Origin of the sequence: Arthrobacter sp. BE255 (assembly GCF_031457335.1) — a bacterium.
GTDB lineage: Bacteria > Actinomycetota > Actinomycetes > Actinomycetales > Micrococcaceae > Arthrobacter.
In genome coordinates, this window is the sequence record NZ_JAVDWK010000002.1 from 154,885 (window position 1) to 172,980 (window position 18,096).

16 protein-coding genes are annotated in these 18,096 nt (G+C 65.9%); 10 read left to right on the plus strand and 6 right to left on the minus strand.

The annotated features are described in order from the left end of the window. Positions 1-5: 5 nt before the first annotated feature. Positions 6-1,040: a fumarylacetoacetate hydrolase family protein gene (locus tag J2X42_RS04075; RefSeq protein ID WP_310162474.1), complete on the minus strand. Its 1,035-nt coding sequence runs from the start codon at positions 1,038-1,040 to the stop codon at positions 6-8. Between the two features lie 187 nt (positions 1,041-1,227). On the opposite strand from J2X42_RS04075, the gene J2X42_RS04080 reads away from it, so the two are divergent. After that, entirely contained in the window at positions 1,228-1,758 is a 531-nt protein-coding gene (locus J2X42_RS04080) for a cupin domain-containing protein (protein WP_310162476.1), read from the plus strand. A gap of 73 nt (positions 1,759-1,831) precedes the next feature. On the opposite strand, the gene J2X42_RS04085 is transcribed toward J2X42_RS04080, so the two are convergent. The 4 genes from J2X42_RS04085 to J2X42_RS04100 all read right to left on the minus strand — a co-directional run bounded on the left by J2X42_RS04085 (position 1,832) and on the right by J2X42_RS04100 (position 5,707). After that, positions 1,832-2,941 carry an alcohol dehydrogenase catalytic domain-containing protein gene (locus tag J2X42_RS04085; protein ID WP_310162477.1) on the minus strand — a complete coding sequence of 370 codons (1,110 nt, stop codon included), beginning with the start codon at positions 2,939-2,941 and terminating at the stop codon, positions 1,832-1,834. Positions 2,942-3,006: 65 nt separating this feature from the next. Next, positions 3,007-3,546 (minus strand): carboxymuconolactone decarboxylase family protein, encoded by a 540-nt coding sequence (locus J2X42_RS04090; protein ID WP_310162479.1) that lies wholly within the window; start codon positions 3,544-3,546, stop codon positions 3,007-3,009. 29 nt (positions 3,547-3,575) lie between these two features. After that, positions 3,576-4,577, minus strand: a complete 1,002-nt coding sequence (locus J2X42_RS04095) for a VOC family protein (RefSeq protein WP_310162481.1) — start codon at positions 4,575-4,577, stop codon at positions 3,576-3,578. Positions 4,578-4,675: 98 nt separating this feature from the next. Then, positions 4,676-5,707: a LacI family DNA-binding transcriptional regulator gene (locus J2X42_RS04100; protein WP_310162483.1), complete on the minus strand. Its 1,032-nt coding sequence runs from the start codon at positions 5,705-5,707 to the stop codon at positions 4,676-4,678. Between the two features lie 412 nt (positions 5,708-6,119). Here J2X42_RS04100 and J2X42_RS04105 point away from each other — a divergent pair, with 412 nt between their 5' ends. The 6 genes from J2X42_RS04105 (at position 6,120) to J2X42_RS04130 (ending at position 13,656) form a co-directional block, all read left to right on the plus strand. Next, complete coding sequence (locus J2X42_RS04105; protein WP_310162485.1) at positions 6,120-7,493, plus strand: MFS transporter; 1,374 nt, start codon at positions 6,120-6,122, stop codon at positions 7,491-7,493. 33 nt (positions 7,494-7,526) lie between these two features. Next, positions 7,527-8,765 carry a CoA transferase gene (locus J2X42_RS04110; RefSeq protein WP_310162486.1) on the plus strand — a complete coding sequence of 413 codons (1,239 nt, stop codon included), beginning with the start codon at positions 7,527-7,529 and terminating at the stop codon, positions 8,763-8,765. Continuing rightward, on the plus strand, positions 8,762-9,925 hold the full coding sequence (locus J2X42_RS04115; protein ID WP_310162487.1) for an acyl-CoA dehydrogenase family protein: 1,164 nt from the start codon (positions 8,762-8,764) through the stop codon (positions 9,923-9,925). The genes J2X42_RS04110 and J2X42_RS04115 overlap by 4 nt, the downstream gene beginning before the upstream one ends. 91 nt (positions 9,926-10,016) lie before the next feature. Continuing rightward, a complete protein-coding gene (locus J2X42_RS04120) occupies positions 10,017-12,068 on the plus strand; it encodes a 3-hydroxyacyl-CoA dehydrogenase NAD-binding domain-containing protein (RefSeq protein WP_310162488.1) in 2,052 nt (683 codons plus the stop codon). A 29-nt stretch (positions 12,069-12,097) separates the two neighbouring features. Further along, positions 12,098-13,285 carry an acetyl-CoA C-acyltransferase gene (locus tag J2X42_RS04125; RefSeq protein ID WP_310162491.1) on the plus strand — a complete coding sequence of 396 codons (1,188 nt, stop codon included), beginning with the start codon at positions 12,098-12,100 and terminating at the stop codon, positions 13,283-13,285. A 68-nt stretch (positions 13,286-13,353) separates the two neighbouring features. Beyond that, positions 13,354-13,656 carry a hypothetical protein gene (locus J2X42_RS04130; protein WP_310162492.1) on the plus strand — a complete coding sequence of 101 codons (303 nt, stop codon included), beginning with the start codon at positions 13,354-13,356 and terminating at the stop codon, positions 13,654-13,656. A 234-nt stretch (positions 13,657-13,890) separates the two neighbouring features. Here the strand turns inward: J2X42_RS04130 and J2X42_RS04135 are convergent, their stop codons facing one another. Beyond that, the gene (locus tag J2X42_RS04135; protein ID WP_310162494.1) at positions 13,891-14,925 is read right to left on the minus strand and encodes a LacI family DNA-binding transcriptional regulator; all 1,035 of its coding nucleotides are present in this window, start codon (positions 14,923-14,925) and stop codon (positions 13,891-13,893) included. Positions 14,926-15,104: 179 nt separating this feature from the next. Between J2X42_RS04135 and J2X42_RS04140 the strand changes: the two genes are divergently transcribed. From J2X42_RS04140 to J2X42_RS04150, 3 genes are read left to right on the plus strand one after another with little or no spacing between them, the layout of a single operon-like run. Beyond that, entirely contained in the window at positions 15,105-16,325 is a 1,221-nt protein-coding gene (locus tag J2X42_RS04140; protein WP_310162495.1) for a Gfo/Idh/MocA family oxidoreductase, read from the plus strand. Next, a complete protein-coding gene (locus J2X42_RS04145; protein ID WP_310162497.1) occupies positions 16,322-17,020 on the plus strand; it encodes a ThuA domain-containing protein in 699 nt (232 codons plus the stop codon). The genes J2X42_RS04140 and J2X42_RS04145 overlap by 4 nt, the downstream gene beginning before the upstream one ends. Further along, the gene (locus tag J2X42_RS04150; RefSeq protein WP_310162499.1) at positions 17,005-18,096 is read left to right on the plus strand and encodes a Gfo/Idh/MocA family oxidoreductase; all 1,092 of its coding nucleotides are present in this window, start codon (positions 17,005-17,007) and stop codon (positions 18,094-18,096) included. The genes J2X42_RS04145 and J2X42_RS04150 overlap by 16 nt, the downstream gene beginning before the upstream one ends.

Below are 18,096 nucleotides of genomic sequence, written 5' to 3' on the forward strand. Positions count from 1 at the left end.
CCGGGTTAGGTGGGATCAGCTTGGGTGGAATGCGGGTCCACGCACCGGGTGATCTGCTGGCCCAGACCGGTCACCGAAGCTTTGACAGTGTCTCCGGCACGCAGAAAGCGGCCGTGGTGAACGCCGAACCCGGCGGGAGAGCCGGTGCAGAGTACATCGCCGGGGCCAAGCCGGGTGTGCTGGGACAGGTAGGACAACTGTTCGGGAATGTTGAACACCATGTCGTCGGCTGTGTCGTCCTGCATGAGCTGGTCGTTGAGCGACAGGCGCAGCCGCAGGCCCGAAGGGGCGGGGATCTGCCAGGCGGGCACGAACCACGGTCCGAGCGGGAGCGATCCGCGCAGGCCTTTGCACTGGAGCCAGTCGCTGCCCAAAACGGGAAGGTCAGGCCGGACGACGCGGGAGCGGATCGTCAGGTCATTGACCACGCAGTAGCCGGCGATGACGCCTTGCGCCTCGGACGGCGTCAGCCGGGAACCGGAGGTTCCGATGACCGCACCGATCTCAACCTCCCAGTCCAGGGTGTCCAGGTCCGGATCCAGAACCAGTTCGCCCAGCGGGGCGCCCACCCGGTCGATGCTGGTGAGGCAAACGTAAGGGGCGCCGTCGCGGCTTCGCTGGTCCAGTGCCTCCTCGGTCGCGGCGCGAAGGCGATCTGCTTCGGCCGGGTCACCACCATCGATGGCGGCCTCGATGACCTGCCGCCTGTAATTACCGATGGTGCAGAACAGCTGGGTGGGCAGTAGCGGAGCCTCAAGCCTCAGCGCGGCCACGGGCAGGCCGGTCTCGGCGATGGCCCGGGCGGTCTGGGGCAGCTCGGTCAGCTGTCGTAGTTCGCGCTGATGGGTGTCCCACTGCTGGAGAAGCTCGGTGACCGAAGCGGCGTTTGCGCACGGCCACTGCTCAGCCCACTCTTCCATGGGAAGCGCGCGGTCCCGGTGGACCAGCCAGATAGCCGCCTTGTGGCCCGGCAAACCTGCCTGGGCCAGCACGACGCCGGTAGCGGCAAAGTCGGTGTCTTGGTCGTCATCATCGAACATAATGCTAACGATAGCACAGTGTCTTTGGAACGCCACCCCCACCGAATTTTTTCTTGCGCATGACCGCCCGGGAAAGGGAGTGGGGCCTTGGACGCCTGTCTTACCGGGCCTCAACGGGGCCATTGACAGCTCGTGCTGGGCGCGAGATAGTGCTAACGATCGCAAAGAATAGACGAAAGGAACCAAAGTGACAGTGCGCAGAGTGGTCACCGGCACGGACAAGGCAGGGAAGTCGGTCTTTGTCTCCGACGGCGCGGTGCCCCACAGCCACGATTTCGAGACCATGCCCGGACAGGCTCAGATCCGGGTCTGGTTTACCCCCGGCGTACCCTCCACCGTGCCGCCCGAATCCGAGCCCACCGACAATCACGGTCCGGTGATTCCAGGCCCCGGCGGCGCGAGCTTCGTGATTGTGAGTTATGCCCCCGAATCGGTGGTGATGAGCCCGGATTTTGATCCCAGCGCAGCGAATCAGGAAGTGGCTGCCTACGCACCGGATCTGGCCAAGGTATTCGAGCCGGACGGAATGCACCGCACTCGCAGCGTGGACTACGGCGTGGTGCTGGAAGGGGAGGTCTGGCTCGAACTGGACGACGGCGCGCAGGTGCGGCTGACCACGGGTGACACCGTTGTGCAGGTCGCCGCACGGCATGCCTGGAGGAACAAAACACAGGCGCCGGCAACGGTGGCATTCGTGCTCACCGGCGTCGACGCCTGAGTGTTGGCCGGGGCGCGCGGGCGCCCCGGAGGTCGGCCGGTAGGCCATAAAGGACTACCGGCCGAGCCCGTCGTCAGGGAAGAACGACGTAGTTACTGAAACCGCCGCGCGGGTCCTTCAGCCGTCCGGAGATTGCCGTGTTGACGTCCGCCAAGGGGAAGGCCTCCGTCTCCAGGTAAGTCAGGTCCAGCGTGCCAGTCTCGACCATGTCGGCCATCTCCTGACCCTGAGCCGCCGTGAACCAGTTCGAGCCCATGATCTGGACCTGCTCGTCCATCAGCCACTTCATGTCGACCGGCACCTCATCGGCGACCCCACCGACGTTGACAACGCGGCCGCCGCGCCGGACCCCCCGCATCGAGTCGACCATGGTGGCCGCGTCGGCCCGGGCCCCGAGCGCGCTGATCACGAAGTGGGCGCCATCGCCGCGCGTCCGCGCCTTGGCCCACTCCCCGGAGGACTGCTCGCCAAGTTTCATGACCTCGATCCTGCCTGGTGCCAGCGCCTTCACACGTTCAAGCAGCTCCTGGTTGCGGCCGGTGCCCAGGATCTTGGCCACCCCCATGCTCAGGCAGAGCACAGTGGAGGCCACGCCCAGCGTGCCGGTGATGCCGTCTATAAGGCCCACAGTGCCAGGTCCAGCGTCGGCCAGGCGAAGCGCACCGTAGGCGGTACCAATGTAGCCAAAGCGGGCGGCCAGCTCGAACGGAAGGTTGTCGGGGATCCTCACCAAAGCCTGCTGCGGCGCGGTCATGAACTCACTGAACCCGCCATAGGGGTAGAGGTCGAAGATCCGCTGGCCGTCACGTGCAGTGCTGAAGTACCCGTTGAGGGTGTAGTAGCGGCAGCGGCTGGGCGTACCCCCGGAACAGGCGTAGCAGCTGCCGCAGGAACGCAGCGGGCTGACGTAGACCCGGTCTCCGGGCTTGACGTTGATCACCGACTCTCCGACCTCCTCCACCACCCCGGTGGGATCCAGACCGAAGATCGCGGGGAATGCGGGGATGGGCTGGTGCGGGAACCAGGTGGGCCAGTTGTTAATCACGTTGGCCATGTTCGGCACGATGCCGACGGCCTTGACCCGGACCAGTACGTCGGTGGGCCGGGGCTTGGGTATTTCGATGGTGTCGATCGACATTGGTTCGCCGATCTTGTGCAGCCGGGCTGCTCGCATCGTCGCCATTGACGGGCTCCTTCTTGGGAGAGAAAAGGGTTGTAATTGTGGGAAAAAGCGGGGCCGTGGGCGAGCTACTTGCGGTAGCCGTCCTCAACCTCGATGCCGAGCAGGCCCATGATCCGTACTCCCGAGTTGTACCAGGAGATTGTCAGTGTGAGCTCCACCATCTGCTGATCGTCAAGGTGCTTGGCCGCGGCAGCCCATGTGTCCTCGGTTACGTGCACTTTAGCGGTCGACTCGCGCGCCAGGGCCATCACGGCACGTTCGGCGTCGTCGAACAGCTCCGTGCTCTCGCCATCCGCCACGGCGGCCAGTTGCTCCTCGGTGAGTCCGGCCTTGAGTCCGTGGGACTGGTGATGGGCGATCTCGTACTCCGAGCCGGTGGTGTGGCCGACTGACAGGATCGCCAACTCCCGCAGCTTAGGGCTCAGCTGCGAGCTGTCACGCATGGCATTGGCGTAGGTCAGGAACGCGTCCAGGAGAACCGGGGCGTTCGCAAGGGCACGGAAAATGTTGGCGGTCGGCACTTTGCGCTCCGCCTCAAGGCGGTCCCACAGCGGCTGCTGGTCAATGGAAGCGGCGTCGCGGGACAGTGAAGGAACTCGGGACATGATGTGTGATTCTCCAGTTTTGGTGGGGGTTAGCGGGACTGCTGGCTGGCCAGGAACTTCTCCAGCGTCATGGGGGCAGGGCGGACGGCCGGGGACTTCAGCGGGACGCCCTCGAAGGACGAGGCCTCGAAGTACCACTGCTCCAAGGCAGGGAGCCCCCAGCGGGCGTTGGTGCTGACCGATGCGGCGTCCCAGCGCACTGGCTCGGTCTCAAGGTCGATGGTCTGGTAGTGGCTGTTGAAAACCTCGACGCGGTGGCCGTCCGGATCCCGAAGATAGGCAAAGAGCATGCCGCCGGGCCCGTGCCGGCCAGGACCACGCTCGACCCCGTCGCCGTAGCCCATGATGCCGGCAAAATCACAGGCGGTGAAGATGTCATGGCTCTCGGAGACGGTGTAGGCGAAATGGTGCAGGCTTGGGCCGTCGCCGGGCACCATCGCAAGGTCAAGGCAGGTGCCCTTGCGGTACATGAAAGCACCTACCAGATCATCGCCGTGCTCCAGGTACTCAGAGTTGCGGAACCCCAGGCCGCTGTAGAACGCGCACAACCCGTAAACGTCGGGCGTCAGCAGCTGGAAGTGGTCCAGCCGCTGGGCGTGCGCGCCCTTGTACTGCTCAAAATTGATGTGGAGCCGGGGCCGTGTCTCCATGGTTGCGCACAGCTCCAGCGGCGTCCCGGAAGGGTCGGAGACGTGCAGCGTGCGGCCCTGGTGCGGCATCTGCACCCACTCGGCGGGGAGGCCGCGGTCGTGAAAGTAACGGTAGGCCTCGTCCAGGTCCTCCTCGAAGAAGACACGGAATCCGATCCGGCGGGCCGTACCGCCGTCGATGCTCTTCTCCAGGACGAGGCTGTGGTGGCAGGCTTCTGCGAGGCCGCGCAGGTAGACCGTCGAATCGTCCTCCTCGGTTACCACCAGGCCAATGACCTTGGTGTAGAAGTCACGACTCTCGGACAGGTCGGCGACGTTAAGGCGCAGGTGGCTGGTTCGGGTGATGTTGAACGGCGGACGTAGATCGACCGGTGGCAGCATATTTATCCAACTCCAATGGGGTCAAGGTTTGTGCTATCGTTAGCACTTGTATTTTTTGCAACGCCCACAGGGGCGCTTCATTCTTTGGTGGTGCGTCTTTAGGCGGAGCGGGCGCGCGTCGCGGCCGGGGGTGCAGCAGTGCTGCCGCGGGACACAAGCCAGCCCACCGACGTCGACTCGTAAGGGTCGTTTCCGTTCGGTGGATTATTAAGGCGGCGGATGAACCAGAGCCCGCAGGAGCTGGCCACGTCGCCGATGGGGAGACTGATGGTGGTGAGGCCGGGTCCCCACCAGGAGAACCCGCTCTGATCGCCGAAGCCAACCACCGACAGCTCTGTGGGGACATCGACGCCCATCTCCAGCAAGCCGTCCAGCAGGCCGACGGTATGCAGGACGGATCCCAGCACGACGGCGGTTGGCGGGCTCGGACGGTTCAGCAGCCGGCGCACTGCCTCTTGAGCGTGCTCGGGTGAGGCCGGGGGGCCAAGTTCGACCAGGTTGGAGCGCAGCGGGACGCTCCGGTCTCGCAGGGCCTGGCGGTAGCCCTCGAGGCGTTCCCGTCCGGTGGGAAGGTCGGCAGGCGCGCCGATGTAGGCGATCCGCGTGTGGCCGAGATCCAGCAAATGCGTCGTGGCATCGTGCAACGCCCGATGATCATCGAGGCCGAACCACTGAGCACCCAGCGACGCGTGCCGACGCAGCAACTGGACGTGCGGCATGTCCCGCAGCATATTAACCGAGTCGCTGTGTGGGGCCGGGGTCGGTACGATCACCACGCCCGCCGCGTGGCTGGCGGACAGCTCGCGCAGGTGGCGCCGCTCGATGAGGCGATCGTCGAACGTCTCGGCCAGCATCAGCTGGTAGTCCTCGCCGGCCATTATCGCGGAGAGTTCATGGGCGATGGTGTTGTAGAAATTGTTGCGGATGTCGGGGATGACAAGCCCCACAACGTTGCTCGGAGCACCCCGCATCATCCTGGCCGCGTGGTTGCCCACGTAGCCCAACTCGGTGGCCGCTTGGCGGACGCGGACTTTTGTCTGCTCACTGATGCGGGTGTCATTGGCCAGCGCCCGGCCGACGGTGGAGACTGAAAGCTGCAGATGTGCAGCGATATCTTTGGTCGTGACCATCGTTCCTCCTGACACAAGACTGTTAGCGGACCATCGTACCGGGGACCGGCAGCGGATCGTGAAGCGTATGTGGCGCGTAACTAGTGCTAACGATAGCACGACTGTGTCCCCAGTCAAGACACACCCTGCTTCGCCAAACTACCCAACGCAACCCTCTTGACTCGCAGCAATCCAGTGCTATCGTTAGCACTAGTTGCACATTCCACGGATGCGATGATGCGTCAGCAGAATCGCACCACGAGGAAGACAGCCCACAACTGTCAAGTGGCTGCGCACCAGGAGGGTCCGCCTGTGAACCCGGGCAGCCACTTCCAGGCTGTGACCGGGACTTGCTGCCCTGCCACATCCTGTGTCCGTCCCTTGCGCGCCGGTCAAATCCACATGAGAACGCAAACCCCTCTAGGAGACAACGATGTCCCACCCCACCCCCTCCAGCGCCGGCCAAGCACCCGGTGCAGCCGGCTCCACCGTGGAGCACACCGTTCCCACGTACCCTGAACCCATGGACGCCATTTCCATCGATGCCGTTCCGTCCAGCCCGGCACCATCACGGGTCAAGGACAACCCCGAGGGCATGCCCAGCAAGGTTGTTGCTGCTGTGTCACTCGGGGTGCTGGCCCTCACGTTTATGCTCAATGCGATGGACCGGCAGGTCTTCTTTCCCCTGCTGGGCACTATCAGCAAAGAGTATGGGTTCAGCCTGCAGGCCGGTGGACTGCTGGCCACAATCTTCACCCTGGGGATGGCCATCGCAGGCATCCCCGCCGGATTCCTGGTGGAGCGTTTCTCGCGCAAAGCCGTCCTCGTAGTCAGTATTGTGATCTATTCCCTGGGCACGCTGGCCACGCCGTTTGCCTCCTCGTGGGGCGACATGGCCGTGTACCGAATCATCTCCGGGCTGGGTGAGGGGATGCAGGCCGCAGCGCTGTTCGCCGCGGTTGGCGCGTTCTTCCACCTCCGCCGGGGCCTCGCCCTGGGCATACTAGGCTTCGCATTCGGCCTGGGTGCAACTTTCGGGCCGGCCCTCGGCATCATGTTCGCCGGCCAGTTCGGAACCTGGCGGGCCCCTTTCATGATTTTCGGGGTACTCGGACTGCTGCTCGCGGTGGTGGTGGCGTTCGCTGTCAGCCGCAAGTTCACCGAGCGGGCGATCAGCCTGACCGGCGTCGAAGGATCCTACGACTACATGCCGGACAGTGCCTACAACCGCAACTCCCTGGCGATCGCGGCAGCCGCCGGCTGCGGGTCCATCGCCCTCTACGGGTTCCTGGGCCTGTACCCCACCTTCCTGACGACTCAACTGGGCATCTCCACCGGAGATTCCGCTGTGGCGCTGAGCTTCGTGGGCCTGGGAGGCCTGGCCGGCCTGCTCGGCGGCTGGATCGGGGACCGGATCAACCAGCGGACCCTGCTGATCGTTTCCCTGGCGGTCATGGCGGTGCTCGGTGTGCTGATCTACCAGGTCCAGGCCCCCTTCGCCTGGCAGTGCGTCTTCGCCTGCCTCATGGGTGTGTTCGGTACCGGCGTCTTCTTCCCCAACATGAACAGTGCCATCCAGCGGGCAGTCCGTCCGCACCAGGTGGGGCGTGCCGCCGGCCTTTTCGTCACCTGCTACTACGGATCGGCCGCCTTTTCGGGGCTGCTGTTCGCGGCGCTGGTGCCAAGCATCGGTTGGCAAGGAGCCGGCCTGCTGCAGGTGACCGTGTTGCCGCTCGCGGCCGCCGCCATCATGCTGATCGTCCGGACGCCACTCTTCAACAATGCCGTCCGCGCAGCCAGTCACTGATCACCCCTGACGATCACTAACTAAGGAGTCCCAATGATTGACACCGGTCCGCAAAGTCCGCCAGCCGGCGCGTTGGCGGGGATCGTCGTCGCAGATTTCAGCAGGGTGCTGGCGGCCCCGTACGCGACCATGTTGTTCGGCGACCTTGGCGCCGACGTGATCAAAATTGAGCGTCCGGGTACTGGTGACGACACCCGTCATTGGGGGCCACCGTTCACAGCTGACCATGAGGCGACGTACTTCCTGTCCGTCAACCGGAACAAGCGATCATTCACGGCAGACATGTCCGACAAGGCAGACCACCACGACCTCGTCGAACTCATTCGGCGCGCTGACGTGCTGATCGAAAACTTCCGGCCCGGCACGATGGCCCGGCACGGGTTGTCCTACGACCAGGCAGCCAGGATCAACCCGCGGCTGGTGTACTGCTCGATCACCGGGTTCGGCTCTGACCAGGCCGCGGCCGCCCTTCCGGGGTATGACCTGCTGGTCCAGGCAGTAGGCGGACTGATGAGCGTGACCGGGCCCGGCCCGGGTGAACCGGTCAAAGCCGGTGTCGCTTTGGTCGACGTATTGACTGGCCTGCACGCCGCGATCGGCGTGTTGGCAGCCCTGCGTGCACGCGAGACCACCGGTCGGGGCCAGCTTGTCGAGGTCAACCTGCTGGGCACCCTGCTGTCCAGCATGGTGAACCAGAGTGTCGGCTACACGGCCGCTGGCGCGGTCCCGGGCATCCTGGGAAACCGGCACCCATCGATCGCACCGTACCAACTGTTCCCCGGGTCCGACCGGCCTGTCGTCATCGCGGTCGGTAACGACAGGCAGTTCACACAGCTCTGCGCGGCACTCGGAATCCCCGAGACTGCGCACGATCCACGTTTTGCAACCAACACTGCCCGCGTAGCCCACATCGACGAACTCGATCGGACCATTACGGCAAAGACCGTCGGGCAGACTGCCGACCACTGGTACCAGGTGCTCTCAGCCCATGGAATTCCCTGCGGGCCCGTCAATGACATCGCCGAGGCCTTCGCCATGGCCAACGCACTCGGGCTGGACGCCCGCATCACCGTGGGCCCGGATGAGGACAGCGTCGACCTGGCTGCCAATCCGATCACCCTGTCCGACACACCAGTCAGCTACGTACGGCGGCCTCCACGGCTCGGGCAGCACGCGGACGAGGTGCGGGACTGGCTGAACAGCCCGTCCGCCGTCGAACCGCCGCAACACCACCACAGCAACAACAACGAACCAATGGGAGCACACCAGTGACCGACCTCGCCACCGACTATCTCGACATCGACTCACTGCTCAGCACGCAGGAGATCGACCTGCGCCGCCAGGTCCGCCAGTTTGTCGACGACCGCATCCGTCCCGACATCAACGCCTGGTACGAAGACGCCGTCTTCCCCCTGGACCTGGTCAAGGAGATGGGGAGCATGGGCCTGCTGGGCATGCATCTGACCGGGTACGGATGCGGCGGCCGCAGCGCCGTCGAGTACGGGATCGCCGCCATGGAGCTGGAAGCCGGGGATTCTGGCATCCGCACGTTCGTGTCCGTGCAGGGTTCGCTGGCCATGAGCGCAATCTCCAAGTTCGGTTCCGAGGAGCACAAGCAGCGGTGGCTGCCAGGCATGGCCGCGGGTGAGCTGATCGGCTGCTTCGGCCTCACCGAGCCCACCGCGGGCAGCGACCCCGCCAACATGCTCACCCGGGCCGAGCGTACGGGATCCGGCTGGGTGCTAAACGGAGCGAAACGATGGATCGGCCTGGCCTCCATCGCTGACGTTGCGATCATCTGGGCCGGCACGGAGGACGGCATCCGCGGTTTCGTCGTACCGACCGACACGCCAGGCTTCTCAGCAATTCCGATCGCCGGGAAGCTGTCGATGCGCGCGTCCATCCAGTGCGACATCACGCTGGAGGACGTCCATCTGCCAGAAACCGCCGCGCTGCCAGGGGTGGTGGGCCTCCGGGGGCCATTTTCGTGCCTCAACGAAGCGAGGTACGGCATCATGTGGGGCGCAATGGGTGCTGCACGCGATGCTTACCAGGCCGTGTTGGCCTATGCCAACCAGCGGACCCAGTTCGACAAACCGCTCGCCTCCTTCCAGCTCACCCAGCAGAAGCTGGTGGACATGGTCCTGGAAATCCAAAAGGGAACGCTCGTGGCCCTGCAGACCGGTCGGCTCAAGGATGCCGGCCGGCTGCGTCCCGAGCAGATTTCCTTCGGCAAGCTCAACAACGTACGCCAGGCAATAGAGATCTGCCGCTCGGCCCGCACCATCCTCGGTGGAAACGGGATCACCCTGGAGTACTCGCCGCTGCGGCACGCCAACAATCTTGAGAGCGTCCGAACCTATGAGGGCACCGATGAGATCCACACGCTGATCATGGGGCGGGCAATCACCGGCATCCCGAGTTTCTCCTAGCCCTGGGACCCGATTCCCGGGATTCCGCGCCACCGGCACGCCTCGTGTCAGGCCCTGCGTCCTATTTGTTCACATCTATGAGGGAAGTCTTGTGTCAGAAACCATTACTGAGACCAGCACCGCCTATCTTGACCATGCCGGTTTCCGCTTTGCCGTGCTGACCCTGGAGAACTCCGGCCAACGCCCCGTGACCCTGGGCCCGGCGTCGCTCGCGGAGTTCGAGGCCGCATTGGCCGCCCTGGACCTGTCAGGAGTGGATGCGGTGGCCGTGACGGGGAAGGACCAGGTTTTCTGTGCCGGTGCTGACCTGAAGAAGATGAAAGAGGCTGCCACGCCGGAGCAGGCCGAGGAGGTGGCCCGCCGGGGCCTGGAAGCTCTAGGCCGGCTGGCGGCCCTTCCGGTGCCCACCTTCGCGTTCGTCAACGGGGTCGCGCTGGGCGGCGGGCTGGAGTTGGCTCTCCACGCGGACTACCGCACGGCCGCGGACTCGGTCCGGGCCATCGGCTTTCCCGAGGTTCGCCTGGGCCTGGTGCCTGGCTGGGGCGGGATCCCGCGCACCGCGGCGCTGCTCGGCCCGGCGCAGACGGCCCGCCTGGTGGTCACGGATTCGCTGGCGGGCAAGAACCTCTCAGCCCGGGCTGCAGCCGAACTTGGCTTTGTTGATGCCTTACTGCCGGCGGCCGGATTCCTGGCAGCCTCGCTGGACTTCGCCGCAGGCATCCTCTCCGTCGCATCGGCGGCCGCAGCACGCACGGGCCAGAACAGAGAGCAGGAGTCCTCCCCCGCCGTCGTCGGATCAGCGGCATTGGAGGCCATTCGGACACAGCTCGACGCGCGCCTGCATGGCGCCGCGCCCGCGCCCTACCGCGCGCTGGAGTTGATCGCCGCGGCGGCCGAAGCCCCCACCGGCAACAGCCGGACGGCGGCGGAGATCCGGGCGTTCGGCGAGCTGTTGCTCTCCGACGAGGCCCGTGCCAGCATTTACGCCTTCCACCTCACGCAGTCCCTGGCGAAGAAGCCCGCAGGCAGGCCAGCCGCCGAGCCACTGCCGGTACGCTCAGTCGGCGTCGTCGGTGCCGGGCTGATGGCAAGCCAGCTCGCCCTCATCTTCGCGCAACAGCTGCGCGTCCCGGTACGAATCGCCGACCTGTCCCAGGAGCGCATCGACACCGCGCTGGGCTGGATCGGCGGGCAACTGGACAAACTTGTGCGCCGCGGTCGGCTGCAGGCTTCCGACGCCGAGGCCGTCCGCACCCTTATTACCGGAGGCACGGACAAGGCGGCCTTCGCGGACTGCGACGTGGTCATCGAGGCAGTCTTTGAGGACCTTGAGGTCAAGCGGGCCGTGTTCGCGGAGCTCGAACCGCTGCTTCGGCCGGAGGCCTTGCTGCTGACCAACACTTCGTCGCTGTCGATTGAGGCCATGGGCGCCACCCTCGCCCGCCCCGGGCGGCTGATCGGCTTCCATTTCTTCAACCCGGTTGCGGTCCTGCCACTGGTGGAAATCATCACCGCACCGCAGACTGACGAGGCCACGCTTGCGACGGCGTTTGAGCTGGCCCGGACGCTGCGCAAGACCGCTGTCCTCGCCACTGATACAGCCGGATTCGTGGTGAACCGCGTGCTGACCCGGCTCTTCGGCGAGGTCCTCTCCCTGCTTGATGACGGCGCCGAACCCGCCACCGTAGACCATGCACTGGATTCGCTGGGCCTGCCCATGACGCCGCTGCAGTTGCTGCAGTTCATCGGCCCGGCCGTGCAGCTGCATATCTGCGAGACCATGCACCGGGCGTATCCGCAGCGCTTTGGTGTGAGCCGGAGCCTGACGGCTCTTGTGGCTGCGGGACTCCCCGGCTATCTGGACAACGACGGCGGCATTGCACCCGCCGCCGCTGCCCTGCTGCCTGAGTCCAGGCCGGCAGAAGCCGGTGCCATCCGCGCCAGGGTCCTGGCCGCACTGGCACTGGAGGTCACTGCGATGCTGGACGAGGGCGTGGTAGCCGGACCCGAGCAGGTCGACCTGTGCATGATCCTCGGCGCCAATTATCCCTTCCACACCGGCGGACTCACCCCGCTGCTGGACCGGGAAGCGGGCACCGGGTTCCATCCCGGGCTGCGCATCCCCGTCCCGGCCGTCGGCTAGCCCGCCCCCCGTCCCCTCCAAGGAGAAGAATGAACCACAGTACAGATGTCGTCATCGTCGGGGCCGCCCGCACGCCCCAGGGCAGACTGATGGGACAGCTCGCCCCGTTGTCCGCCGTCGAGCTCGGCGGCGCGGCAATCGCCGCAGCCCTGGACCGGTCCGGCATCCGCCCCGAAGCCGTCGACGCCGTCATCATGGGACACGTGCTCCAGGCAGGGGCGGGCCAGAATCCTGCCCGGCAGGCCGCCGTCGCCGGGGGAATTCCACTCAGCGCCCACGCCGTTACCGTAAATAAGGTGTGTCTCTCCGGACTGAGCGCCATCATCGACGCGAGCCGGCTCCTGCGGCTGGGAGAAGCCGAAGTTGTGGTCGCCGGCGGACAGGAATCTATGAGCAACGCCCCGCATCTGCTCCAGGATTCCCGCGCAGGCCATCTCTACGGCGACGCCGCGCTGGTCGACTCGGCGGCCCACGACGGACTCACCGATGCCTTCGATCACGAGGCCATGGGCCTGGCCACGGACCGTGCCAATAACGCCTTGGGGATTGCCCGCGCCGAGCAGGACAAAGCCGCGGCCGATTCGCACCGGCGGGCAGCGGCCGCCCGGGCAGCCGGTCTCTTCGACGCGGAGATTATCCCGGTCAAGGTTCCACGGCGCCGCGGCGGGGCCGAGCTGGCAAGCACCGATGAGGGCGTGCGTCCGGACAGCAACGAGGAGTTGCTCGGCAGGCTGAGGCCGGCGTTCTCCCCAACCGGCACGGTTACCGCAGGAAATGCCTCGCCGCTCAACGACGGCGCGGCCGCCGTCGTCCTGACAACCCGAGGCTATGCAGCTGCCCACGGCCTCGAGATCGCGGCTGTGCTCCACGCCCATGGACAGATAGCAGGTCCGGACACCTCGCTGCCGGACAAGCCGGCCCGTGCTATCGGCAAGGCGTTGCAGGCGGCCGGGTGGGCAGTGGAAGACCTGGACTTCGTGGAGATCAACGAGGCGTTTGCCTCCGTAGCCGTCCATTCAGCTGCCCAGCTGGGAATCGGCATGGACAGAGTCAACACCAACGGCGGTGCCATGGCGCTCGGCCACCCCATTGGCGCTTCCGGCGCCCGGGTTGTGGTCGCTGCCGCGTACGAACTCCAGCGCCGCGGTTCCGGTAGGGCTGCCGTAGCACTGTGCGGCGGCGGTGGCCAGGGGGAAGCGCTGCTCCTCTCACGTTGACCCTGCAACTGCCGGAATTGAAACAAACACACTTCCGGCGGCCATGCCATGAAAGGACACTATTTTCGATGACACTGAATCCGCAGGTCGCAAGCCCCGTCCCCGCGGTGGATGACCTACCCATAGTGGTGTGGCCGTACGTGCCTGCAGCGGCGCCGTTATCCCCCTGTCCTGATTGGCCAATGCTGATCGGCACCGAAGTGGAAATCCGGAGGGGTGGGAAGTTCCTTGGCACCGGTTTCGTCGACGACGCCACACCCTCCGGCGACGTTGCCTGGATAGCTGCAGACGGGATCAACAGCAGATGCATGATTGACAAAGCCGGCGGCTATGAGCTGTCCATCGCGCCGATTAAGAAAGGACTCAAATGAACGGGCTCAGCCGCAACACATCGGGCGCTTCCGACCACCCCTCGGCCGGCAACGACCATTCAGTCCGCGCCCCGACGGATTGTTTGTCATCCAAGCAAATCACCTCTTCCGCGTGGGAAGGCTGGCGGTGGGAAGATTCCACGGAGGAGTCCCCAGCGGACTAATGCATCAGCGGGGAATGATCCCTTGCCCCTGCAGCGACAACGCCCATAGGCCTGCCGCCACCGATAGGGCTCAGCCCTCAGGCGGCGCCGTTGAATCCCGGACCACCAGCCGGGTGGCCAGTTCGACGTGGTTTGATTCCAGGGTTTCGCCCTTCGCCAGCCGCAGCACCGTCCGGAGGGCCGCCCAGCCCATTTCCTGGAGCGGCTGGGCCACCGACGTCAGGCGGGGGACGGACTGCTCGGTAAGGTCCGTCCCGTCGAAGCCCACCACGCTCAGCTGTTCGGGGACGCGGATGCCCTGCCGCCGGGCCTCGTCCAGGACACCCAACGCGATGACGTCGTTCGCGGCGAAGATTGCGGTGGGCGGATCCTCCAAAGCCAGGAGCTGGCGTGCGCCGGCGACTCCGCTGTCACGGTTGAACCGGCCGGGCAGGATGTAGTCCGGGTTCGCCGGAAGGTTGTTGGCACGAAGGGCAGCCAGGTAGCCGTGCAGCCGGGCCACGCTGCATTCGACGGCCTCGGGCCCGCCCAGGAAGGCGATTTTCCGGTGCCCCAGGCCGAGCAGGTGCTCCGTGGCGGCCTTGCCTCCCGCCCAGTTGGTGGCCCCGATGCTGACGTACCCGGAGCCGGGAGGGCTCAGCGGGTCAATCACCACCACCGGAATGTTGCGGCGCCGGAACGATTCGAGCTGGCCGGCAGTGACCACGGACGTCACGAAGATCAGTCCTTTGCGGCCCGATTCGGCGAGGCGCTGGGACCACTGCTCATGGTCGACGCTGCGGAGCTTGGCAGGCTTGACGCCGCTGAGCACGATCTCCACACCCTCCTCCGCGGCGCATTCCACAATCCCGGACATCACTTCCAGCGAGTACGAACTGTGCAGGCCGTGGAAGACCAGGTCCACAAGTGCCGGCCCGGACGACTTGGAACGGCGCTGCGCCGGTGATTCGTAGCCGAGCTTGCCAAGCGCATCCTGGACGCGGGCGCGGGTGGCATCCGCCACGTCATCGCGGCCGTTGATCACTTTGGACACCGTGGGCGCGGAGACGCCGGCGAGCGCGGCAACGTCCGCGAGGTTCACTTTGGCGGCGCTCTTTGCAGGCATCTGTGCAGACTTTCTCGAAAAATTTCGGACGAACCAGCATGCACAGCAACGAAGTTCCAAGTCAAACAATCCCTGGACAATCCTTGACGCTGGCCATGCCGTGCAACTACTTTTTATCACAGCTCACGAATTACTTGCGAAATATTTCGAAAACGGGATCGATGGAGAACACCACAGCTATGACCACGCCTTACACCGCCCCTCTGCTGCGTGTGGGAATGGTGGGCCACGCCTTTATGGGCGCCGCCCACTCGCACGCCTGGCGCACCGCACCGCGCTTCTTCGACCTCCCGTTGACCCCCGAACTGAGCGTCCTTGCAGGCAGGGACAGGGCGCGCGTCACCGAGGCCGCCGGCCGCCTGGGCTGGGCCAGCACCGAAACTGACTGGCGGGCACTCGTGGAGCGGGACGACGTCGACCTCGTGGATATCTGCACGCCCGGCGACACGCACGCGGAGATCGCCATCGCCGCCCTGAAGGCCGGGAAGCATGTGCTGTGCGAAAAGCCGCTGGCCAACAGCGTGGCCGAGGCGGAAGAAATGGCGCAGGTTGCCAAAGAGGCAGCCGCCCGCGGCGTCTACGCCATGTGCGGCTACTCCTACCGGCGCACCCCTGCCCTGACGCTTGCGCGGAACATGGTCCGGGACGGCAGGCTGGGAACCATCCGCCAGGTTCGCGCGCAGTACCTGCAGGACTGGCTTTCGGACGAGAACGCGCCCCTGACGTGGCGGATGGACAAGGCGAAGTCCGGCTCCGGCGCCCTCGGCGACATCGGCGCCCACAGCATCGACGCCGCCCAGTTCGTCACCGGCCAGAGCATCACCGGCGTATCCGCCATCATGGAGACCTTCACGAAGGAACGCCCCGTCGGCGGTGACTTTGTGGGCCTCGGCGGCAGCGGCGAGGTGGGTGCCGGCGTCGAGCGCGGACCGGTGACGGTGGACGATGCGGTGGTCTTCAGTGCGCGGTTCGACGGCGGCCCGATCGGCGTCTTTGAGGCCAGCCGGGTGGCGCTGGGCCGCAAGAACGCCATGCGGCTGGAAGTGAACGGTTCCGAGGGGTCCATCGCGTTCGACTTCGAGGACATGAACTACCTGAACTATTACGACGGCGGCAGCGGCGCCGACCCGGATTCGCTCGGCTTCCGGCGGATCAACGTCACGGAGGCGCACCACCCGTACACCGGCAACTGGTGGCCGGTTGGCCACGGGCTGGGCTACGAACACGGCTTCACGCACCAGGTGGTGGACCTCGTGACCGCCATCGGCGCCGGAACCCAGCCCACGCCGTCGTTCTCCGACGCCCTCCAGGTGCAGCGGGTGCTGGCCGCCGTGGAACAGAGCGCAGGCCAGGATTCCCGCTGGACCCCAGTGGACAAACGAGAAGGACACACAGCATGACAACCACCAAAAACGCCCTTGTGGTCCGCGGCGGCTGGGACGGCCACCAGCCGGTCGAGGCCACCGAGCTGTTCATCCCGTTCCTGCGCGAGCAGGGCTACACAGTGCGGGTGGAGGAGTCGACGGCGGTGTACGCCGATGCCGCCTACCTCGCCGGCGTGGACCTGATCGTGCAGTGCAACACGATGAACACTATCGAGAGGGCCGAGTTCGAAGGACTCCGCTCCGCCATCGCGGCCGGAACGGGCATGGCCGGCTGGCACGGGGGCATCGCCGATTCGTACCGTAACAGCTCTGATTACCTGCACCTGATCGGGGGCCAGTTCGCCTGCCATCCGTCCAAGGACCAGGGCGAGCCGCACGGGGACGCCTCGGATAATTTCCGGACGTACACGGTAAACATGCTGCCGGCGGCGGCCGAGCATCCCATCACCGCCGGCATCGGCGATTTCGAGCTTTTCACGGAGCAGTACTGGGTGCTGTCCGACGACTACATCGATGTCCTGGCCACCACCACCCTGCCGGCCCGGGAAAAAGACGCCTGGCACCGGGACGTGGTCTCGCCGGCGATCTGGACGCGGTCGTGGGGTGAGGGCCGGATCTTCGTCGCCACCCCGGGCCACAGCGTGGACATCCTCAAGGACAACAACGTCCGCACCATCATCGAAAGGGGCATGCTGTGGGCAAGCCGTTGAACATCGGCGTGATCGGTTGCGGCAACATCATCACCCAGTACCTGGCCACGTTCCCGCGGCTGGCATCAGTCCGGCTGGCGGCCGTCGCGGACCTCGATTTCGCCCGGGCCGAAGCCGTCGCCGCGGACCAGCCAGGCGTGCGGGCGCTGACCGTTGATGACCTGCTCGCGGACCCTGAGGTGGACCTGGTCCTGAACCTGACCATCCCGGCCGCCCACGCGGACATCGCGCTGCGGGCCATCGCCGCCGGCAAGGCGGTCTATGGCGAGAAGCCGCTCGCGGCGACCACTGAAGAGGCACGCAAGGTGCTGGAGGCAGCAGCGGCGGCGGGCGCCGTCGTCGGCTGCGCTCCGGACACGGTACTGGGGACCGGCATCCAGACGGCCCGGAAGGCGATCGACGACGGCCTGATCGGCACGCCCATCTCGGCCACCGCCACCATGATGACCCCGGGCCACGAACGCTGGCATCCCAATCCGGATTTCTACTACCAGCCCGGCGGCGGCCCGCTGCTGGACATGGGTCCGTATTACGTCTCCGCCCTGGTTACGCTGCTGGGGCCGGTGGTTTCGGTTATCGGCGCAGCCAGCCACACGCGCTCCAGCCGGACCATCGGCAAGGGGCCGCGCGCGGGCGGGACGGTTCCCGTCAGCACCGACACCCACGTCACCGGGGTGCTGGTGCACGAGTCAGGTGCGCTGTCCACGCTGGTGATGAGCTTCGACGCCGTGGCCACCCAGTCCGCAAACCTGGAAATCCATGGTGACGCCGGCTCGCTGGTCGTCCCCGATCCCAACCGTTTCGACGGCGACGTGAAGCTCCGGACGCTCGGCGGCGAGACCTGGGAGGTGCTTCCCGTGTCGGCCGGTTATGTGGATGCCGCGCGGGGGTTCGGGCTGCATGACATCGCCGTCACCCCTCCCGGAGCCGAACCGAGGGCCGGAGGGCAGCTGGCCTTCCACGTGCTGGAAGTGATGGAATCCGTGCTGGAATCGGCGGCGCTGGGGCAGTCCGTGAAGGTGGCGAGCCGGTGCGAACGGCCTGAGGCGGTGCCGATGACGGAGCTCGGCGCGTAA